This window comes from Saccharopolyspora gregorii (assembly GCF_024734405.1).
Classification (GTDB): Bacteria; Actinomycetota; Actinomycetes; order Mycobacteriales; family Pseudonocardiaceae; genus Saccharopolyspora_C; species Saccharopolyspora_C gregorii.
The window spans coordinates 6,022,223-6,040,274 of sequence record NZ_CP059556.1 but is presented as its reverse complement, the minus strand read 5'-3'; the positions used below and the strand labels follow the sequence as shown (position 1 = coordinate 6,040,274).

Genomic DNA, 18,052 nt, shown 5'->3' with positions numbered 1-18,052 from the left:
GGTTCGCGGTCCGCTGGGCCGAGGCGGTGGCCGCGCTGCGCCCGGGTGCCGCGGTCGATCCCGGGCCGGCGAACCCCCGGTCGAGTTGAGGTCCCCCTTCGAGCGAAAGGTCGTGCCCATGTCCGAGTCCCCGCTGTCGATCGTCGCGTTCGCCATCGACACGCCCGATCCGCGCGCGCTGGCTGAGTTCTACCGGCGCTTGCTGGGCTGGGAGGTCGACGACGCCCGATCGGACGAGGACTGGGTGGAGCTGGCGGATCCGGCGGGCGGCCCGGCGTTGGCGTTCCAGCGGGATCCGGACCACGTGCCGCCGACCTGGCCGGATCACGCGCGACCGCAGATGATGCACGTCGACGTGCGGGTGCCGACCTTGGCGGAGGGGCACGAGCGGGCGGTGCGAGCCGGTGCTCGGCCGCTGCCGCAGCCGCCGGACCAGCAGGACTCGCCGTTCCGGGTGTACGCCGATCCGGACGGGCACCCGTTCTGCGTGTGCGCGGTCGGGTGAGTCGACGGCGGGTGCAAGCAGAGTGCTTGCAAAAGTTAGCACCCGTGGTTAGCGTGGGAACCGTCCGGAGGGAGCGGGATCCATGGAGCGGGTGGACAAGACCGTCAACAAGGCCGTGAACCAGGCGGTCAGCGACCTCGGCGGGTACATCAGGGCGCAGCGCGGCAACGCCCAGATCTCGCTGCGCGAGCTCGCCAAGAGCGCGGGCGTCTCCAACCCGTACCTCAGCCAGATCGAACGCGGCCTGCGCAAGCCGAGCGCGGAGATCCTCCAGCAGATCGCCAAGGCGCTGCGCATCTCCGCCGAAGCGCTCTACGTGCAGGCCGGAATCCTGGAGCAGCGCGAGGGCGGCCCGGTGGTGGACGCGATCCTCGCCGACCCCGACCTGGGCGAGCGGCAGAAGCAGGTCCTGCTCGACATCTACGCCTCGTTCCGGCGCGAGCACGACGGCGCCACCGGCGTGCCGGACCGCACCGAAACCCCCGAAGCAGCCGAGGAGTGAGCACCATGCCGACTTCCGAGAACGACACCAAGACCCGCGGCGACGCCACCGAGCAGGCCCGCACGCCGCTGCTGGCCGCGCTGGGCGCGGGCGACCTCGCCGCGCAGACCATCGCCGACGCGCTGACCAAGCTGCGCGCCCGGCTCGGCGAGGGCGCCGAGTCCGCGCGCCACGGCGTCAACGACCTGCCGAACGACCTCAAGGAGCGCTTCGACCCGGCCGAGCTGCGCAAGCTCGTCGACGCCTACACCCGCTCCGCCGCCCAGCTCTACGGCTACCTCGCCGAGCGCGGCGAGACGACCTTCGAGCGCCTCCAGTCCCAGCCGCAGGTCAAGCAGGCCTGGAGCCAGCTGGAGCAGGTCCAGGGCCGGGTGGACAGCGCGGTCGGCGACGCCCGGGTGCTCGCCGACGACGTGCTCGGCAAGGTCACCCGCACCACCCGCTCCTGGGGCGAGAAGGCCGCCGAGGCCACCGAGAAGGCGGGCGGCCAGGCCGCGGAGCAGGTCCGCGACACCGCGGGCGACGTGGCCGACGCGGTCGCGGACGCCGGTTCCGACGCGGCCACCGCGACCCGCAGCACCACACGCAAGGCCGCGAACCGGACCGCCGCCGCCAAGAGCGCGCCGAAGAGCGGCGCGAAGAGCACCGCGAAGCCGAAGGCGACCGGCAAGTCCGACAGCTGACGCCGATCGAGCACGGGACCCCGGAGGGCTGCTCCGGGGTCCCGCTCACACGTAGGGTGGAGTGGTGGAGTTGTCATTCAGCGGTCCGCCGGAGCTGTTGCTGCAGTTCTGGATCTTGAAGGTCATCTGGCTCGCCGGTCTGCCGCTGGGGCTGTACGCCTTCGTGCACGCGCTGATGCAGCGCGCGGACGCGTTCACCGCGGTGGGCAAGCTGTCCAAGCCGGCGTGGCTGGGCATCACCGGTGCCGGGCTGGTGCTGCTGGCGGTGTTCACCAGCGGTCCCATCACGATCATCTGGCTGGCCGGGTTGGTCGGGGTGCTGGTGTACCTGCTGGACGTGCGCCCGAAGGTCACCGAGGTGCAGCGCGGCAGCTCCTGGTGATCGGCGGCGAGCTGCGCGCCGACGAGGGCGTGCTGCCCTCGGGCGCGCGCTGGCGCGGGTACGGCCGGGGTGCGCCGGTGACACTGGTGACCCACGGGCTGGGCGCGACTCCGGGCGAGGCGCGGGTCCCGGCCTCCGGGCTGCCGGGCACGCGCGTGGTGCTGACCTTCGCGGGCCACGGCGACGCCGCGGACCCGCCCGCGGACTACTGGGACTACGGCGTGCTGGCGGCGGACGTGCTGGCCGCGGCGGACGCGGTCGGTGCGACCCGCGCGGTCGGGGTGTCGCTGGGCACGGGCGCGCTGACCCGCGCGGCCGCGGCGGATCCGGGCAGGTTCGAACGGCTCGCGCTGCTGCTGCCCGCGGTGCTGGACGGCGGGCGGGAGGTGTCCTCGGCGTGGGCGCTGGAGCGGTTGGCGGAGGCGGTCGCGGCCGCCGGTGCCGACGGCGGTGCCGCGCTGCGCGAGCGGGTGGCCGCCGAGTTCCCGCCCGGCGCGCAGCTCGGCGACCACCTGGCGGCCCGCACCTCGGCCCTGCTGCGGTTGGGGCCCGCGCTGCGCGCGCTGGGCGACCGCGCGGTGGTCGACGACGCGGCGGCCCTGCGGGCGGTCCGGTCGGACGTGCTGGTGCTGACCGGCACGGACGATCCGCTGCACCCGGTGGCGGCGGCGCGGGCGACCGCGGCCGCGATCCCGGGTTCGCGGCTGGAGGTGCTGCCGTCGGTGGCGCCGCTGTTCACCCACCGCCGGGAGCTGCGGCGGCTGCTCGCCGAGTTCCTGGAGTGACGAGCCCCGCAGCTGCGGGAGCGCGCTGACCCCGGCCGGACGCGCCGGGGCGGAGTGCTCGTACCGTCGGCGCATGGCTCTCGACTGGTCGCGCGCCGCCGGAACCCTCGAGGTGGGCTCGGCGCTGGAACGTCCCGAACTGCTGGCCGAGCCGGTCCGCGACGCCGTCGCGGCCCTGCCCGCGGCGGAAGCGGAGCTCGTCGGGGTCGCCGAGATCGTCCCGGAGCTCGCGGACACCGCCGCGTTCTGCGCCGAGTACGCCTCACCGCTGGAGCTGTCGGCGAACTGCGTGGTCGTGGCGGGCAAGCGCGCCGGCGAGCTGCGGTACGCCGCCTGCCTGGTCCTGGCCACGACGCGCGCCGACGTGAACGGCGTGGTGAAGCGGCGGCTGGACGTGCGCAAGGCGTCGTTCGCGCCGATGGACGAGGCGGTGCGGCTGACCGGGATGGAGTACGGCGGGATCACGCCGTTCGGGCTGCCCGCCGGCTGGCCGCTGCTGGTGGACGCCGCGGTGGCGAGCGCGCCCGCCGCGGTCGTCGGCAGCGGCCTGCGCCGGTCGAAGATCATCGCGCCGGGCGCGCTGCTGGCCCGCCTGCCCGCGGCCGAAGTGCTCGACGACCTCGCCCGCCCGGTGGGCTGATCCGGGTCAGAACACCACGGTCCGCTTGTCGTGGACCAGGACCCGGTCCTCGAGGTGCGCGCGGAGACCGCGGGCCAGCACGACCTTCTCGATGTCCCGTCCCTTGCGCACCATGTCGGTGGCCGCGTCGGTGTGGTCCACCCGGATCACGTCCTGCTCGACGATGGGGCCCGCGTCGAGTTCCGGCGTGACGTAGTGGCAGGTCGCCCCGACGAGCTTCACCCCGCGCTCGTAGGCCTGGTGGTAGGGCCGCGCACCGGCGAACGAGGGCAGGAAGCTGTGGTGGATGTTCAGCGCGCGTCCGGCCCACTCCTCGCACACCGCCGGCGGCACGATCTGCATGAACCGGGCGAGCACGATCGCGTGCGGGTCGTGCCCTTCGACCAGCGCCCGCACCTCCTGGAACGCGGCGCCCTTGTCGTCCGGGTCGGAGCCGGCGGGGAACGGAACGTGGTGGAACGGCACGCCGTGCGCCTCGGTGATGCCGCGCAGCCGCGGGTGGTTGCCGATGACGGCGCGCAGGTCCACGTCCAGCTCGCCGGAGGCGACGCGGCCGAGCAGGTCGTGCAGGCAGTGGCCCTCGCGGGACACCAGCAGCACCACCCGGCGCCGCTCGGAGGTGTCGCTCACCCGCCAGTTGGTGCTGCCCAGCTCGTCGGCGACCTGCGCGAAGCGCTCCCGCAGCTCCGCCAGCCCGAACGGCAGCGAGTCCGCGCGCACGACCTGGCGGGTGAAGAACCAGCCGGTCTCGACGTCGGTGTGGTACCCGGCTTCCACGATCCAACCGCCGTGGTCGGCGAGGAACGTGGCGATGCGGGCCACGATCCCCGTGCGGTCGGGGCAGCCGAGGGTGATGACGAATCGAGCGGACACGGTTGCGGAGTATCGCACTGCGCCGACCGGCCCGGCCGGGTGATGTCACCTCGAGGTGCGCGGATCCACCGCGGCCCAGTCGACGGTCAGCTCGCCCAGCCGCCAGCGCCGCGGCCGGTCCCGCACCGGCCAGCCCAGCTCGGCGAACCGCCGCACCGCCTCCGCCCAGCGGGCGCGCGGGCCGAACGGTGCTCGCGGCGCGGCCCGCGCCCAGCAGGCGTCCAGGTCGGTGAACAGCGCGTGCACCTTCTCACCGGGCACGTTGCGGTGGATCAGCGTCTTCGGCAGCCGTTCCGCCAGGTCCGACGGCCGGTCCACGTCGGAGGGCAGGCAGGCCAGCGTCAGGGTGCGCGGCCCGGACCGGTCCAGCGCCACCCAGCAGCAGCGGCGCCCGATCTCGTCGCAGGTCCCCTCCACCAGCAGCCCGTCCGGGGCGAGCCGTCCGCGCAGCTCGTCCCAGGCCTTCCACGCCTCCGGCTCGGTGTACTGGCGCAGCACGTTCAACGCCCGCACCAGCGCCGGGCCGTCCGCACCGCCGATGCCCGCGGCGAGCCCCGCGAGTTCGAAGCCCCCGCGCCGGAACTCCAGCGCGGGCGGGGCGGCGACGGCCTTGCCCGCGGCCACCCGGTCCGGGTCGATCTCCAGCCCGAACACCCGCGCGTCGGGGCGCACCGGCCGCAGCCGGGCCGCGAACTCGACGGTGGTGACCGGGGTGGCGCCGTAGCCGAGGTCGATCACCAGGGGATCGGCGGCGCCGGACAGCGCGCGGGCGACCCACGGGGTACCGGCGATCCAGCGGTCCACGCGGCGCAGCCGGTTCGGGTTGGTGGTGCCGCGGGTCGGCACCCCGAGCGCGCGGGCGCGCCCGGCGGCCAGGCGCGGCGCCTTCTTGCGGGGATGGTTCATGAGCGGGCGGTGAAGATCATCCGTGGTCAGCTCCGCGGGCGGGCCAGCCACTCGGTGGTGAAGCGCTCCTCCGCGGCGAGCAGCTTCTGCACCTGCTCGGCGACGAGGTCCTCCAGCTTGCCGCCGAGGAACGGCACGGACACCCGCACTTCGCCCTCCACCAGCAGTTCGCTGGCGCCGGTTCCGCCGGTCAGGTCGCGCAGCCACATCGATCCGGTGATGGTGCACGGCACCCCGGCGACCTCGGCGGCGATCTCGCCCGCGTAGTGGCCGTCCTGCTCGCACCGCCACGACTCGCTGCGGTCGATCACCAGGTCACCCGCCCCGGCGACGGTGCGCGCGATCGGGGGCAGCGAATCGGTGGGCACGCCCTGGCGGATCTGGAAGCGCACCGCATCGCCGTCCGCGGTGTGCTGCACGAGCTCGTTGCGCCCGCCCTCGAGCTGGTCGAGGCGTTCCCGCAGATAGTCGATGTCGATGAGCGCCGCATGCACCTGCGATGCGGGCCACTCGGAGGTGCTGCGGTGCTCGATGCGGCGTGCCATGGGCGGAAGGTTACCTTTGGCAATCGTGAACCCCTCGATGTCCGGCTCCGAAGGAACCAGCGGTGGCGCGCCGCAGACCGGCGACCCGGCGGCCCACGTCCTGTCCGGCCACACCACGCTGCGCCTCGGCGGGCCGGCCGCCGAGCTCGTCGTGGCCGAACACCCGGACCAGCTGGCCGAGGCGGTCCGCGAGTCCGACGCGGCGGGCCAGCGGCTGCTGGTGCTCGGCGGCGGCTCCAACCTGGTGATCGCCGACGAGGGCTTCGACGGCCGCGTCGTGCGGATCGCCACCGGCGGGCGCCGTTACGACATCGTGGACGGGTTCGTGCAGCTCACCGTCGAAGCGGGCGAGGACTGGGACGACGTCGTCGCCGACACCGTCCACCAGGGGCTCGGCAATCTGGAGTGCTTGTCCGGGATCCCCGGGCTCACCGGCGCCACCCCGGTGCAGAACGTCGGCGCCTACGGCGTGGAGATCTCCGAGATGCTCGTTTCGGTGGACCTGCTGGACCGGCGCACCGGGCGGATCCGCACCGTGCTCGCCGACGACCTCGGGCTCGTCTACCGGGGCAGCATCCTCAAGCACACCGACGACGCGGTGGTGCTGCGCGCCCGCTACCTGCTGCGCGACGGCGGTCAGTCGGCGCCGATCCGGTACGCCGAGCTGGCCCGCGAGCTCGACGTGAACCCGGGGGCGCGCGTCGACGTGGTCCGGGTGCGCGAAGCGGTGCTGCGTTTACGGCGTTCGAAGGGCATGGTGCTCGACCCGGACGACCACGACACGTGGAGCGCGGGCTCCTTCTTCACCAACCCGATCGTGGAGGCGGCGGACCTGCCCGGGGTGCTGGAGCTGATCGCGGCCCACGTCGGACCGGACGAGAAGGTGCCGCAGTACCCGGCATCGGAGGGGCGCACGAAGCTGTCCGCGGCCTGGTTGATCGACCGCGCCGGGTTCGGCAAGGGCCACTCCGGTCCGGGCGGGCGGACCGCGCTGTCCGGCAAGCACACCCTCGCGCTGACGAACCGGGGCTCGGCGAGCACGGCGGACCTGCTCCACCTTGCGCGTGAAGTGCGGGACGGGGTGAGCTCGGCGTTCGGCGTGTCGCTGGCGCCGGAGCCGGTGCTGGTGGACTGTTCGCTCTGAGCCCCGCGCGGCTCGCGCTCCACGTCCGGCCGCGGCCGGAGGCCTGTTCCGGATCCGGGTTCACCTGACTGCCGACCGGCCGGAAGGGTGACTCTTCGTGACTAACGGTTAACCCTGAGTGTTAAATGGTTGCTGGAGGGGGCCGCCATGCTCAGCATCAGGGAACTTCGGGACAGAGCGGTCATCAGGCCGATCAAGCGCGCGGTCGAGGACCAGCTGCTGGACCTCCCCGGCGTCACCGCGGTCGACATCGGTGAGAAGCGCACCGCGGGCCGGTTCACCGGCGAACAGGGCATCGTCGTGTCGGTGGCGCGCAAGCGCCCGGCCGACCGGGTGTGGCCGGGTACCCAGATCCCGCCGGACGTGCTCGGCATCCCCACCGACGTCATCGAGGAGAAACCGCTGCTCCAGCACGTGCACACGTGCGCGGAGGAGTCGGTGGCGCTGCGCGGCCGCGGTTTCGCGCACGACGGCGCGGTGACCGGCGGCGACGGGCTGGCCCCCTGCCGCTCGGTGCAGCTGGCCCCGCCGGACGCCCGGTACGCGGGCCGCTACCGCCGCACCGGCACCCTGGGCGCGCTGGTCGTGGGGCACCCGCCCGCGGTGGCGACGATGGGGCTGACGACGTTCGACGTGGCCTGCTTGGACGACGGCTGGGCGGTCGGCGACCGGATGGTCGATCCGGACACCGGTCACGTGTACGCGGACTTGGCGCGGGGCGCGCTGTCCGGCCGGGTGGACGCGGCCGCGGTCACCCTGGGCAGGGGCGTCGGTCACTCGCCGGTGATCCCGGGCATCGGACCGGTGACGGGGCAGTGCGCCGCCTACCCGGGCGAGCAGGTGCGCAAGTGCGGCTACGGCAGCGGGGTGACCAGCGGGGTGGTGACCTCGGTGGACGTGACGGTGCGGGTGGACCACGGGGCGGCGCTGGGCGTGCGCGTGCTGCGGGAGCAGATCCGGATCGACTGCCCGCCGGGCGGCGGCTGCTTCCTGCGGGTCGGGGACGCCGGCGGTGCCGTGGTCAACGACGACGGCCGGGTGGTCGGGCTGCTGTTCGCGGGCACCCGCAGCGGGATGACCGGGTTCGCGAGCCCCATCGCGGACGTCCTCGCGGAGCTGGACGTGGAGCTGTGCGTGCTGCACCGCCAACTCCCGGTGTGATCGCGGATGAGCGGTGAGTTGCCCCACCCTCGGCCCGGCGGTGGCGGAGCGGTGCGGGGCGGAGAGCGGCCGGATGGCGGTTGAACACGGCGGGCGATCATGGTTCCCCCTGGTCATAGCTCTGCCGGGTGAGGATTGTTCACTCGAAAGAGCGGCTCAAGCGTGCCGGGGGCGCCCGCGATGGCGATCCTGTGACACGACACACTGTTGATCGGCGGCTCTTTTCGAGGCGCCGCACGTCTTGCGGTTGTGAGAACCACGTCGGAACGGATCGGGGTCGAGGAGTGCTGAGCAGGGTGAGTCGGGTACGGCAGCTGTGGACCGCGCTGGCGGGAACGCTGGTGGCCGTGCTGCTGCTATCGGGCTGCGGGACGCAGTCCGCGGACGGGGGCGGAACCGGCGGCGGCACGCAGGCGCAGGCCCCGCTCGTCAAGGTGCACCTCGAACCCGGCGGCGGCTCCGACGTGAACCCGGCCGCGCCGGTGAAGGTCAGCGTCGAAGGCGGCAAGCTCGACGACGTCGCGCTGACCAACGGCGACGGCAAGGAGGTCGAGGGCGATCTCGCCGACGACGGCCTCAGCTGGACCGCGGGCGAGCAGCTTGGCTACGGCAAGACCTACACCTGGTCCGGCGAGGCCACCGGCACCGACGGCAAGAGCGTCCCGGTGCAGGGCAGCTTCACCACGATCTCCCCGGCCAAGCAGGTCCGCGCCACCGTCAACCCGACCGACCACAGCGAGGTCGGCGTCGCGATGCCGATCAGCGTGAAGTTCGACGACCCCGTCACCGACAAGGCCGCCGCCGAGCGCGCGCTGAAGGTCCGCACCTCGGTGCCCGTCGAAGGCGCCTGGGCGTGGCTGTCGGACACCCAGGTGGACTGGCGGCCGAAGGAGTACTGGCCCGCGGGCACCGAGGTCGAGGTGGACGCCGACCTCTACGGCGTGCACTACGGCGAGGGCGAGTACGGCCGCTCCGACCTGACCACCGAGTTCACCATCGGCCGCTCGCAGGTCGTGAAGGCCGACGCCTCCACCCACCAGATGGTCGTGGAGCGGGACGGCAAGCAGGTCGCCAGCTACGCGGCCAGCTACGGCAAGGACCACGACCCGGAGCTGAACACGCCCAACGGCACCTACATCGTGATGCAGAAAAACCCCGTCGAGATCATGGACAACCCGCGCTACGGCTACACCGACGTGGAGAAGAAGTGGGCCGTCCGGATGTCCAACCACGGCGAGTTCATCCACGAGAACGAGGAGAACCGCGCCAACCTCGGCAAGGTCAACACCTCGCACGGCTGCATCAACCTGAGCGAGGCCGACGCGAAGAGCTACTTCGACACCGCGCTGGTCGGCGACCCGATCGAGGTCACCGGCGCGGTCGCCTCGATGGAGCCGCGGTACGACGTGTTCGACTGGATGCTCGACTGGGACCAGTGGACGCAGAAGTCCGCGCTGTGATCTCCCGCGGCTCGCGCTGAGCCGCTCTTCCGGGTCCCGCGCGGGGTGGTTCGAACCGCCCCGCGCGGGACCTTCTTCGTGCGCCGGGGCCGTCCGCCCGCGCTGTGAACACCGTCACCGGGCGTGCCGCGTCCGGGCCGGTCGGTGCGGTGGGCGGGGTAGCGTCAGCGGGCTGCGCTCGGCCGCCCAGGAATGTTTTCCCCCGGCCCGGTGTCGGGACCCAGGGCGTTCCGGACCCGGGCGCCGTGGGCGAGGGCGCTCCACCACCACGTTTGCGATAGGGCTTAGTCGATGACCTCTGGCACCGCCCGGATGCGGCCGCGCCGCGCCGCCGTGTTCTCGTTGCACACTTCGCCGCTGGAGCAGCCGGGCACCGGTGATGCGGGCGGGATGAACGTCTACATCGCCCAGACCGCGACGCGGCTGGCCGAGCACGGCACCGAGGTGGAGATCTTCACCCGCGCCACGTCCTCCGAGGTGCCACCGGTGGCGGAGCTGGCGCCGGGCGTGACGGTGCGGCACGTGGTGGCCGGACCGTTCGAGGGGCTGGACAAGAACGAGCTGCCCGCGCAGCTGTGCGCGTTCGCGGCGGGCGCGCTGCGCGCGGAGGCGCGGCACGAGCCGGGGTTCTACGACGTGGTGCACTCGCACTACTGGCTGTCCGGGCAGGTCGGCTGGCTGGCGCGGGAGCGCTGGGGCGTGCCGCTGGTGCACACCGCGCACACCTTGGCGAAGGTCAAGAACGCCGCGCTCGCCGCCGGCGACACCCCGGAGCCGCGGGTGCGGGTGCTCGGCGAGGAACAGGTGGTCGCCGAAGCGGACCGGCTCGTCGCGAACACCGAGGTGGAGGCCGACGACCTGGTGCGGCTCTACGGCGCGTCCCCCGACGAGGTCGAGACGATCCCGCCGGGCGTGGACCTGCGCCGCTTCACCCCGGGCGACGCGACCGCGGCCCGCGCCCGGTTCGGGGTGCGGCCGGACGCGCTGGTGTTCGCGTTCGTGGGCCGCATCCAGCCGTTGAAGGCACCGGACGTGCTGCTGCGCGCCACCGCGGAGCTGCTGGCGCGCCGCCCGGAGCTGCGCGCGCGGCTGGAGGTGCTGGTGGTCGGCGGTCCCTCCGGCAGCGGTCTGGACCGGCCGGAGTCGCTGCACGAGCTGGCGGGGGAACTCGGCATCACTGACGTGGTGCGGTTCCTGCCGCCGCAGGGCGGTGCGGCGCTGGCCGACGTGTACCGCGCGGCGGACGTGGTGGCGGTGCCCAGCTACAACGAGTCGTTCGGGCTGGTGGCGCTGGAGGCGCAGGCCTGCGGCACGCCGGTGGTGGCGGCGTCGGTGGGCGGCCTGCCGGTGGCGGTCGCGGACGGCCGCTCGGGATTGCTGGTGCCGGGGCACCGCACCGGCCAGTGGGCGGACGCGCTGGGGTCGGTGACCGAGGCCGGGCTGCGCGCCGAGCTGGCCGCGGGCACGGTCGCGCACGCCGAGGCGTTCTCCTGGGACCGGACCACGGAGGCGCTGCTGGAGACCTACGCGCGGGCGAAGCGCGCCTTCCACTCGCAGTTCGACCTGGAGGTGACGGCATGACGGTCGAGGCGACGATCGCGTCCGCGCTGGACGCGAGCGAACTGGACTACCGGCGGGAGGACGGCGGCCGGTTCTTCGTGACGCTGCCGGGCACGAAGAAGCTGCAGACGAACTGCTGGCTGATCGTCGCCGAGCACGCGCTGGTCGTGGAGGCCTTCGTGTGCAGGCAGCCGGACGAGGCGCACGAGGACGTCTACCGGTTCCTGCTGCGCCGCAACGCCCGGCTCTACGGCGTGCACTACACGATCGACGGGACCGGGGACGTGTACCTGGTGGGCCGGATCGGCCTGCACGCGGTGACGGCGGAGGAGGTCGACCGGGTGCTCGGGCAGGTGCTGGAGGCCGCGGACGGCGACTTCAACACCTTGCTGGAGCTGGGTTTCGGCACGGCGATCCGGCGGGAGTGGGGCTGGCGGGAGTCGCGCGGCGAGTCGCTGGCGAACCTGCGCCCGTTCGAGCAGCTGGTGCGGCGGGACGGTCCGCTGGCCCCGGCGGACGACGGCGGGGAGACCTCGCGGGAGCGGTGATCGGCGTCCGCTGCGACAGCGGACGCGAGGGGCGGCTCGGGAGAGAGGGGGAGTCGCGAGCTCGAACCGCCCCACGCGTGAGTTCCCGCCAGCGGGCCCAGTGGGCGGGGGGCACCCGGGGCCCGGCGGGGCGTGGTCCGACGGGGGAGACGGGCCACGCTCTTCTGTTCGCTCTCGCGGGATCGGGGAGTGCGTGGGAGCCGATCAGCGAGAGCAGTGCCAACTTCGCAGAGTCACGCACTGGCCACAAGTCCGAGTTCCTACTCCATACGAGTGATCTTACTCACCGAAGGTAACGCTTCGGCTTATTCAGTGCGGCATAGCCGCCTCGAATGTGAGCGGCGACACTTTCGTGTCACAACGGCACGGTGAATCCATAACCGTCGAGTGACGGTCACAACCGATCTGCGGGCTCACTGCCAGCGGCTGCCGTCCCCTGAAGATCATCACTCGATACGGTGGCGCACTGCTCTGAGTGATCGATTTCGGGGTGGCACCCGGCCGGTTCGACCGAAGAAACCTCACGTTCGATGAAGGTGCGTCCCGGGGTGGAGCAACGCGGATCAACCCGTTCGGCCCAACGCGGGCCGCTCCGGCCCGTTCTCCGGCCGACGGCCCGCCGCGCGGGCGACCGGAGGGCTCCGACGGCCCGGCGGGGCGCGGGAGCCCGTCGCTCGACGACTCCGGCGGCACGCGGGGCCGCGCCGTTCGGCGACCCGGCGCGCGACAGCGGTCCCCGGGGCGAGCGCGGCGGCGGTGGCACGGCCCGCCCGCTCCCTGGCATAGCCTGAGCCCATGACCATCGGGACTCTGGTACTGCTGCGACACGGCGAAAGCACCTGGAACGCCGAGAACCTGTTCACCGGCTGGGTCGACGTCCCCCTCTCCGAGAAGGGCACGACCGAAGCCCGCCGCGGCGGCGAGCTGCTGCGCGAGACCGGGGTGCTGCCCGACGTGCTGCACACCTCGCTGCTGCGCCGCGCCATCACCACCGCCAACATCGCGCTGGACGGCGCCGACCGGCACTGGATCCCGGTGCGGCGGGACTGGCGGCTCAACGAGCGGCACTACGGCGCGCTCCAGGGCAAGAACAAGAAGCAGACCCTGGACGAGTACGGCGAGGAGCAGTTCATGCTCTGGCGCCGCTCCTACGACACCCCGCCGCCGGAGATCGACCCGGGCGACGAGTTCAGCCAGGAAGGCGACGCGCGGTACGCCGATCTCGGTGCCGAGATGCCGCGCACCGAGTGCCTGCAGGACGTGGTGACCCGGCTGCTGCCGTACTGGGAGAGCGCGATCGTGCCGGACCTGCGCGCCGGGCGGACGGTGCTGGTGGCCGCGCACGGCAACTCGCTGCGCGCGCTGGTGAAGCACCTGGACGGGATCTCCGACGCGGACATCGCGGGGCTGAACATCCCGACGGGCATCCCGCTGCGCTACGACCTGGACGAGCAGCTGCGGCCGACGAACCCGGGCGGGACCTACCTGGACCCGGACGCCGCGGCCTCGGCCGCCGCCGCGGTCGCGAACCAGGGCCGCTGAGCTCCGGCGGTGATCGCCCCGCGCGCTCGGTGGCGGGGCGATCACCAGCCGTGTTCGCACCTCGAGCAGTTGTTCCGGGCGACACCTGAACGAAGGTGTCGCCCGCGTTGCGTCCGCTCCCCGTTCACGGAACCGGTGGCGGAACGCAGCGCAGCTGAACCGGGTTCCACTTTCGAGTGAATCAGGGGTGAAGAACGCCCCGATTCATGTCGCGGGCATCACGGATCGCGCTCGCGGGCTGGTCCAGCACGGGCTCTCCCTGCTTACGATGCCAACGTGACCGCATTGGGCTATACCGCCCTGATCATCGGCCTGCTGGCGATCGGCGTGGCGGCCGGCTACCTGGCCGCCCGGACGGCGCGGGTTCGCGAACGGCGCAGGCCCGCTGGGCCGACCGTCGCCGAACTGCTGCAACGGCTCGTGCACACCACCAACAACGGCATCGTCGTGCTCAACCGGTTCGGCGACGTGGTGCTGCACAACCCGCGCGCCGACGAGCTCGGCTTCGTCCGGGACAAGCGGGCCGACGCCCGCGCCCGCGCGGCGGCCGAGCAGGCGCTGGAGACCGGCGAACCCGTGACCGTGGACCTGTCCCCGCTGAACCGCACCTCGCTGCGCGGCCGCGGTCCGGCGGCGGTGCACGGTGAGGTCCGGCCGCTCGGCGACGGGTTCACCGTCGTCGACGCCGGGGACGAATCCGACGCGGTGCGGCTGGAAGCGACCCGCCGGGACTTCGTCGCCAACGTCTCCCACGAGCTCAAGACCCCGGTCGGGGCGCTCGCGCTGCTGGCCGAGGCGGTGATCGACGCCGCCGACGACGCCGACGAGGTGCGCCGGTTCTCCACCAAGATCCTGCACGAGTCGACCCGGCTGGGAACCCTCGTCTCCGAGCTCATCGCGCTGTCCCGGTTGCAGGGCGCCGAACGCCTGCCGGAGCTGACCACCGTCGAGGTCGACGCCGTCGTCGAGGAGGCGCTGGGCCGCTCCCGGATCGCCGCCGAGTCCGCGGGCATCGAGATCGCCGTCGACGAGCCCAGCGACCTGCTGCTCGACGGGGACCGGACGCTGCTGGTGACCGCGCTGAGCAACCTCATCGACAACGCGGTGGCCTACTCGCCGCCGGGGTCGCCGGTGTCCATCAGCCGCCGCATGGTCGGCGACTTCGTGGAGATCGCGGTGACCGACCGCGGCATCGGCATCGACCCGCAGCACCAGCAGCGGGTGTTCGAGCGGTTCTTCCGCGTGGACCCGGCGCGCTCGCGGGCCACCGGGGGCACCGGGCTCGGGCTGGCCATCGTCAAGCACGTCGCCGCCAACCACGGCGGCGAGGTGAAGCTGTGGAGCAGGCTCGGCACCGGCTCCACCTTCACCCTCCGGGTGCCCCGGCACGGGGCCGACCCGGAGGGCGCCGGGGAGCAGGCCGCGGCACCGGCCGCGGAGCCCACCGGCTCCGAGCCGCCCGGTGGCCAGGCCCGGCCGGGCGCGGCCGAACGGGGCCGGGCGGAGACCCGGCCCGAGACCGATAGTGCGGACGGGGTCGCAACCGTCGAAACGGGAGGAGTCCGGTGACCAGGGTGCTGATCGTGGAGGACGAGGAGTCCTTCGCAGACCCGTTGGCGTTCCTGCTGCGCAAGGAGGGTTTCACCGCCGCGGTCGCGACGACCGGGCAGGAGGCGCTCGAGGAGTTCGACCGCAACGGCGCCGACATCGTGCTGCTGGACCTGATGCTGCCCGGCATGAGCGGCACCGACGTGTGCAAGCAGCTGCGGCAGCGCTCCGCCGTGCCGGTGATCATGGTGACGGCGCGGGACAGCGAGATCGACAAGGTGGTCGGGCTGGAGCTCGGCGCCGACGACTACGTCACCAAGCCGTACTCGGCCCGCGAGCTCATCGCCCGGGTCCGCGCGGTGCTGCGCCGCGGCGGCGAGGCCGAGGACCTGCAGCCGCAGGTGCTGGAGGCCGGTCCGGTCCGGATGGACGTGGAGCGGCACGTGGTGACCGTGGGCGGCGAGGAGACCAGCCTGCCGCTCAAGGAGTTCGACCTGCTGGAGTACCTGCTGCGCAACGTGGGCCGGGTGCTGACCCGCGGCCAGCTGATCGACCGGGTGTGGGGCGCCGACTACGTCGGGGACACCAAGACGCTCGACGTCCACGTGAAGCGGCTGCGCTCCAAGCTGGAGCCGGACCCGGCGGAACCGCAGTTCCTGGTGACCGTCCGCGGTCTGGGCTACAAGTTCGAGGTGTGATCCGCCCCGCGCGCCCGCTCGCCGCCGAACGCGCGGGCGGGCGCGCGTCCCCGCGGCCGGGCGCCCGCCCGCACCTGCGCGAACGCCGGTCCGGGGCGGGTGGCCGGGCGCGTGGTGACCGCGCGCCGCTGCCGACGCGAACCGGGCGGAACTCCCAGCACGTCCGGGTTCGGGCGCATTCCCGGCCCCCACCCGCCTCGGGGGCGCGGTTGCGGCCGGTAACGTTGTCGGTCATGCGCCTAGGGGTGCTCGACGTCGGATCCAACACCGTCCACCTGCTCGTGGTGGACGCGCACCGTGGTGCCCATCCGACCCCGATGACATCGGAGAAGACCGTGCTGCGGCTGGCGGAGCGGATCGGTGCCGACGGGCGTCTCGCCGACGCCGACGCCGACGAGCTCGTCGCCAACGTCGCGCAGGTGAAGCAGGCCGCCGAGCAGGCGGGGTGCGAGGACCTGATGGCGTTCTCGACCTCCGCGATCCGCGAAGCCCGCAACTCCGCCGAGGTGCTCGCCCGCGTGCGGGACGAGACGGGCGTGGAGCTGCGCGTGCTCAGCGGCGAGCAGGAGGCGCGGCTGACGTTCCTCGCCGCCCGCCGCTGGTGCGGCTGGTCCGCGGGCCGGTTGCTGCTGCTGGACATCGGCGGCGGCTCGCTGGAGATGGCGATCGGCATCGACGAGCAGCCCGACCTGGCGGCGTCGCTGCCGCTGGGCGCGGGCCGGCTGACCCGGACCCGGTTGCCGCAGGACCCGCCGACGCAGCGCCAGGTGGCGGAGATGCGGGACTGGCTGGACGACCAGCTGGCGGCGACGGCGAAGCGGTTCCGCAAGAGCGGCAGCCCCGACCGCGCCGTCGCCACCTCGAAGACGTTCCGCTCGCTGGCCCGGCTGACCGGCGCCGCACCGGCCTCCGCGGGTCCGCGCGTGCCGCGCAGCCTCACCGAGACGGGGCTGCGGCAGCTGCTGGCGTTCATCACCCGGATGTCGGCGGCCGACCTGGCCACGCTCGACGGGGTCAGCAGCGCGCGCTCGCACCAGCTGATCAGCGGTGCGCTCGTCGCGGAGGCGGTGATGCGCGCGTTGGGGGTGGCGGAACTGGACATCTGCCCGTGGGCGCTGCGGGAAGGAGTCATCCTCCGGCGGCTGGACCACGCCAACGGAGAGGACCACACTGCGATGCGGACCCGCGCCGAGTTCGGGTCGTTCGACGCGGAGCGGACCTCCGCGAACGGGTCAGACGTGGATCGGGGAACTGGACGGCAAGCCCACTACGGGGCACGGTGGAATCGATGAGTCGGGACAGCGGGTCCGAGCACCCGAGCCAGCGCACCGTCGCCGAGCTGCTCGCCGAGTACGGCGGCGGCTCGCAGCGCAGCGCGCACAGGCGACGCAGGCGAGCCGAGGACCCGAGCGAGACCGCCCCGCAGGCGATCATCCAGCGGGTGCTCTCGGACAGCGGCACGATGCGCGCGATCAAGCCGGAGGAGGCCGAGGAGGCCGGTTCCGGCCAGCCCGAGGGCGGCGCACCGCAGGCGCCCGGCCGGGCCGCTCCGCAGCCGCAGGGCACCGGGCCGCAGCCCGCGGTACCGCCCGCCGGGCCACCGGCACCGCCCGCGGCGCCGCAGCAGTTCTCCGGGCCGCCCCCGGCAGGGCCGCCGCCCGGCCCGCCGCGCCCGCAGGCGCCCGCCGCGCAGGCCCCCGCTCCGCAGGCACCCGCTCCGGCACCGCAGGCACCGCAGGCACCGCCCGTCGAGGACGAGCAGACCGCCGACCCGGACCAGGGCTCCGGTTTCTGGGCCCGCCGCTTCGCCGCGGCCGGGGCACCGCCGCGTGCGACCCCGCCGCCGGACGCGCCCGAGGCGGGACCCTCCGACGCGGAGATGACCGTGCAGCAGCCCGCGCTGGGGCCGGCCCCCGCAGCCGGGCCGCACGAGCAGCCGACCCGCTCGGTGCCGCTGGAAGGCGCCACCGAGCAGTTGCCGCGGGTGGAGGCGGAGGCCAAGAGCGCCGGTGCGGACGGCACCGCGATGCTCGCCTACCCGCTTGCGGACGCCGCCCCGGCGCGCGGCGACGACCCGTACGACTTCGACGACTACGAGGACTACGACTCGGGCACCGCCTACGCGTCCCCGGCGAACTACGACGACTACGCCGAGGACGCCGAGGCCACCCGGTACCGCGAGGACGGCTACGACGCCGACGACGAGTTCGACGAGTACGACGAGGCGCTCCCCGCCGGGCTCGACGCGGACGACTACCGCGCCGACGCCGCCGACGACGAGGAGGAGCCGGAGCCGACCACCGGCAAGGAGTGGCTGGTGCTCGCCCTGCAGGGCGGCGCGGGCCTGGTGTGCGGTGGCGCGGTGTGGTTCGCGTTCCGCTGGCTGTGGACGGCGATCCCGATCGCGGCGCTGGTCGCCGCGCTGGCGATCACCGGCGCGCTGGTGTTCATCGCGCGGAAGTTCTTGCGCACCGACGACTTGCAGACGATCCTGCTCGCGGTGCTGGTCGGCCTGATCTGCACCGTGTCGCCCGCCGCACTGCTGCTGATCGGGCAGTGAGACCGGGTTC

At 73.6% G+C, this 18,052-nt stretch carries 19 protein-coding genes; 16 read left to right on the top strand and 3 right to left on the bottom strand.

What is annotated here, in order from left to right; genetic code table 11:
- Positions 1 to 118 precede the first annotated feature (118 nt).
- From H1226_RS26605 to H1226_RS26580, 6 genes are all read left to right on the top strand, one after another.
- Positions 119 to 505: a VOC family protein gene (locus H1226_RS26605; RefSeq protein ID WP_258343922.1), complete on the top strand. Its 387-nt coding sequence runs from the start codon at positions 119 to 121 to the stop codon at positions 503 to 505.
- 82 nt (positions 506 to 587) lie between these two features.
- The gene (locus H1226_RS26600) at positions 588 to 1,007 is read left to right on the top strand and encodes a helix-turn-helix domain-containing protein (RefSeq protein ID WP_224958504.1); all 420 of its coding nucleotides are present in this window, start codon (positions 588 to 590) and stop codon (positions 1,005 to 1,007) included.
- Between the two features lie 5 nt (positions 1,008 to 1,012).
- Positions 1,013 to 1,690 (top strand): hypothetical protein, encoded by a 678-nt coding sequence (locus H1226_RS26595; RefSeq protein ID WP_258343918.1) that lies wholly within the window; start codon positions 1,013 to 1,015, stop codon positions 1,688 to 1,690.
- A gap of 64 nt (positions 1,691 to 1,754) precedes the next feature.
- A complete protein-coding gene (locus tag H1226_RS26590) occupies positions 1,755 to 2,072 on the top strand; it encodes a DUF2516 family protein (RefSeq protein WP_373689992.1) in 318 nt (105 codons plus the stop codon).
- Positions 2,069 to 2,857 (top strand): alpha/beta fold hydrolase, encoded by a 789-nt coding sequence (locus H1226_RS26585; protein ID WP_258343916.1) that lies wholly within the window; start codon positions 2,069 to 2,071, stop codon positions 2,855 to 2,857. Before H1226_RS26590 ends, H1226_RS26585 begins: the two co-directional genes overlap by 4 nt.
- Positions 2,858 to 2,930: 73 nt before the next feature.
- On the top strand, positions 2,931 to 3,497 hold the full coding sequence (locus tag H1226_RS26580; protein WP_258343913.1) for a YbaK/EbsC family protein: 567 nt from the start codon (positions 2,931 to 2,933) through the stop codon (positions 3,495 to 3,497).
- Between the two features lie 6 nt (positions 3,498 to 3,503).
- On the opposite strand, the gene purU is transcribed toward H1226_RS26580, so the two are convergent.
- The 3 genes from purU to H1226_RS26565 are packed head-to-tail and all read right to left on the bottom strand — an operon-like array spanning position 3,504 to position 5,821.
- Positions 3,504 to 4,370: a formyltetrahydrofolate deformylase gene (gene purU / locus H1226_RS26575; RefSeq protein ID WP_224958500.1), complete on the bottom strand. Its 867-nt coding sequence runs from the start codon at positions 4,368 to 4,370 to the stop codon at positions 3,504 to 3,506.
- A 45-nt stretch (positions 4,371 to 4,415) separates the two neighbouring features.
- Positions 4,416 to 5,276 (bottom strand): class I SAM-dependent methyltransferase, encoded by an 861-nt coding sequence (locus H1226_RS26570; RefSeq protein WP_258343900.1) that lies wholly within the window; start codon positions 5,274 to 5,276, stop codon positions 4,416 to 4,418.
- Between the two features lie 26 nt (positions 5,277 to 5,302).
- Entirely contained in the window at positions 5,303 to 5,821 is a 519-nt protein-coding gene (locus H1226_RS26565; RefSeq protein ID WP_224958498.1) for a DUF2505 domain-containing protein, read from the bottom strand.
- 37 nt (positions 5,822 to 5,858) lie between these two features.
- Between H1226_RS26565 and H1226_RS26560 the strand changes: the two genes are divergently transcribed.
- The 10 genes from H1226_RS26560 (at position 5,859) to H1226_RS26515 (ending at position 18,042) form a co-directional block, all read left to right on the top strand.
- Complete coding sequence (locus H1226_RS26560; protein ID WP_224958520.1) at positions 5,859 to 6,965, top strand: UDP-N-acetylmuramate dehydrogenase; 1,107 nt, start codon at positions 5,859 to 5,861, stop codon at positions 6,963 to 6,965.
- Positions 6,966 to 7,112: 147 nt separating this feature from the next.
- Positions 7,113 to 8,126 carry a S1 family peptidase gene (locus H1226_RS26555; protein ID WP_224958497.1) on the top strand — a complete coding sequence of 338 codons (1,014 nt, stop codon included), beginning with the start codon at positions 7,113 to 7,115 and terminating at the stop codon, positions 8,124 to 8,126.
- A 296-nt stretch (positions 8,127 to 8,422) separates the two neighbouring features.
- A complete protein-coding gene (locus H1226_RS26550) occupies positions 8,423 to 9,586 on the top strand; it encodes an Ig-like domain-containing protein (RefSeq protein ID WP_258343898.1) in 1,164 nt (387 codons plus the stop codon).
- Positions 9,587 to 9,877: 291 nt separating this feature from the next.
- Positions 9,878 to 11,167 (top strand): D-inositol-3-phosphate glycosyltransferase, encoded by a 1,290-nt coding sequence (gene mshA, locus H1226_RS26545; protein WP_224958495.1) that lies wholly within the window; start codon positions 9,878 to 9,880, stop codon positions 11,165 to 11,167.
- Entirely contained in the window at positions 11,164 to 11,694 is a 531-nt protein-coding gene (locus H1226_RS26540) for a type III secretion system chaperone family protein (protein WP_225045112.1), read from the top strand. The genes mshA and H1226_RS26540 overlap by 4 nt, the downstream gene beginning before the upstream one ends.
- A 795-nt stretch (positions 11,695 to 12,489) precedes the next feature.
- Positions 12,490 to 13,236, top strand: a complete 747-nt coding sequence (locus tag H1226_RS26535) for a phosphoglyceromutase (protein ID WP_258343894.1) — start codon at positions 12,490 to 12,492, stop codon at positions 13,234 to 13,236.
- A 276-nt stretch (positions 13,237 to 13,512) separates the two neighbouring features.
- The gene (locus H1226_RS26530) at positions 13,513 to 14,805 is read left to right on the top strand and encodes a sensor histidine kinase (RefSeq protein WP_258343890.1); all 1,293 of its coding nucleotides are present in this window, start codon (positions 13,513 to 13,515) and stop codon (positions 14,803 to 14,805) included.
- Entirely contained in the window at positions 14,802 to 15,482 is a 681-nt protein-coding gene (locus tag H1226_RS26525; RefSeq protein WP_224962022.1) for a response regulator transcription factor, read from the top strand. Before H1226_RS26530 ends, H1226_RS26525 begins: the two co-directional genes overlap by 4 nt.
- Before the next feature lie 233 nt (positions 15,483 to 15,715).
- On the top strand, positions 15,716 to 16,774 hold the full coding sequence (locus tag H1226_RS26520) for a Ppx/GppA phosphatase family protein (RefSeq protein WP_258343889.1): 1,059 nt from the start codon (positions 15,716 to 15,718) through the stop codon (positions 16,772 to 16,774).
- Positions 16,771 to 18,042 (top strand): hypothetical protein, encoded by a 1,272-nt coding sequence (locus H1226_RS26515; RefSeq protein ID WP_258343888.1) that lies wholly within the window; start codon positions 16,771 to 16,773, stop codon positions 18,040 to 18,042. Before H1226_RS26520 ends, H1226_RS26515 begins: the two co-directional genes overlap by 4 nt.
- Positions 18,043 to 18,052 lie beyond the last annotated feature (10 nt).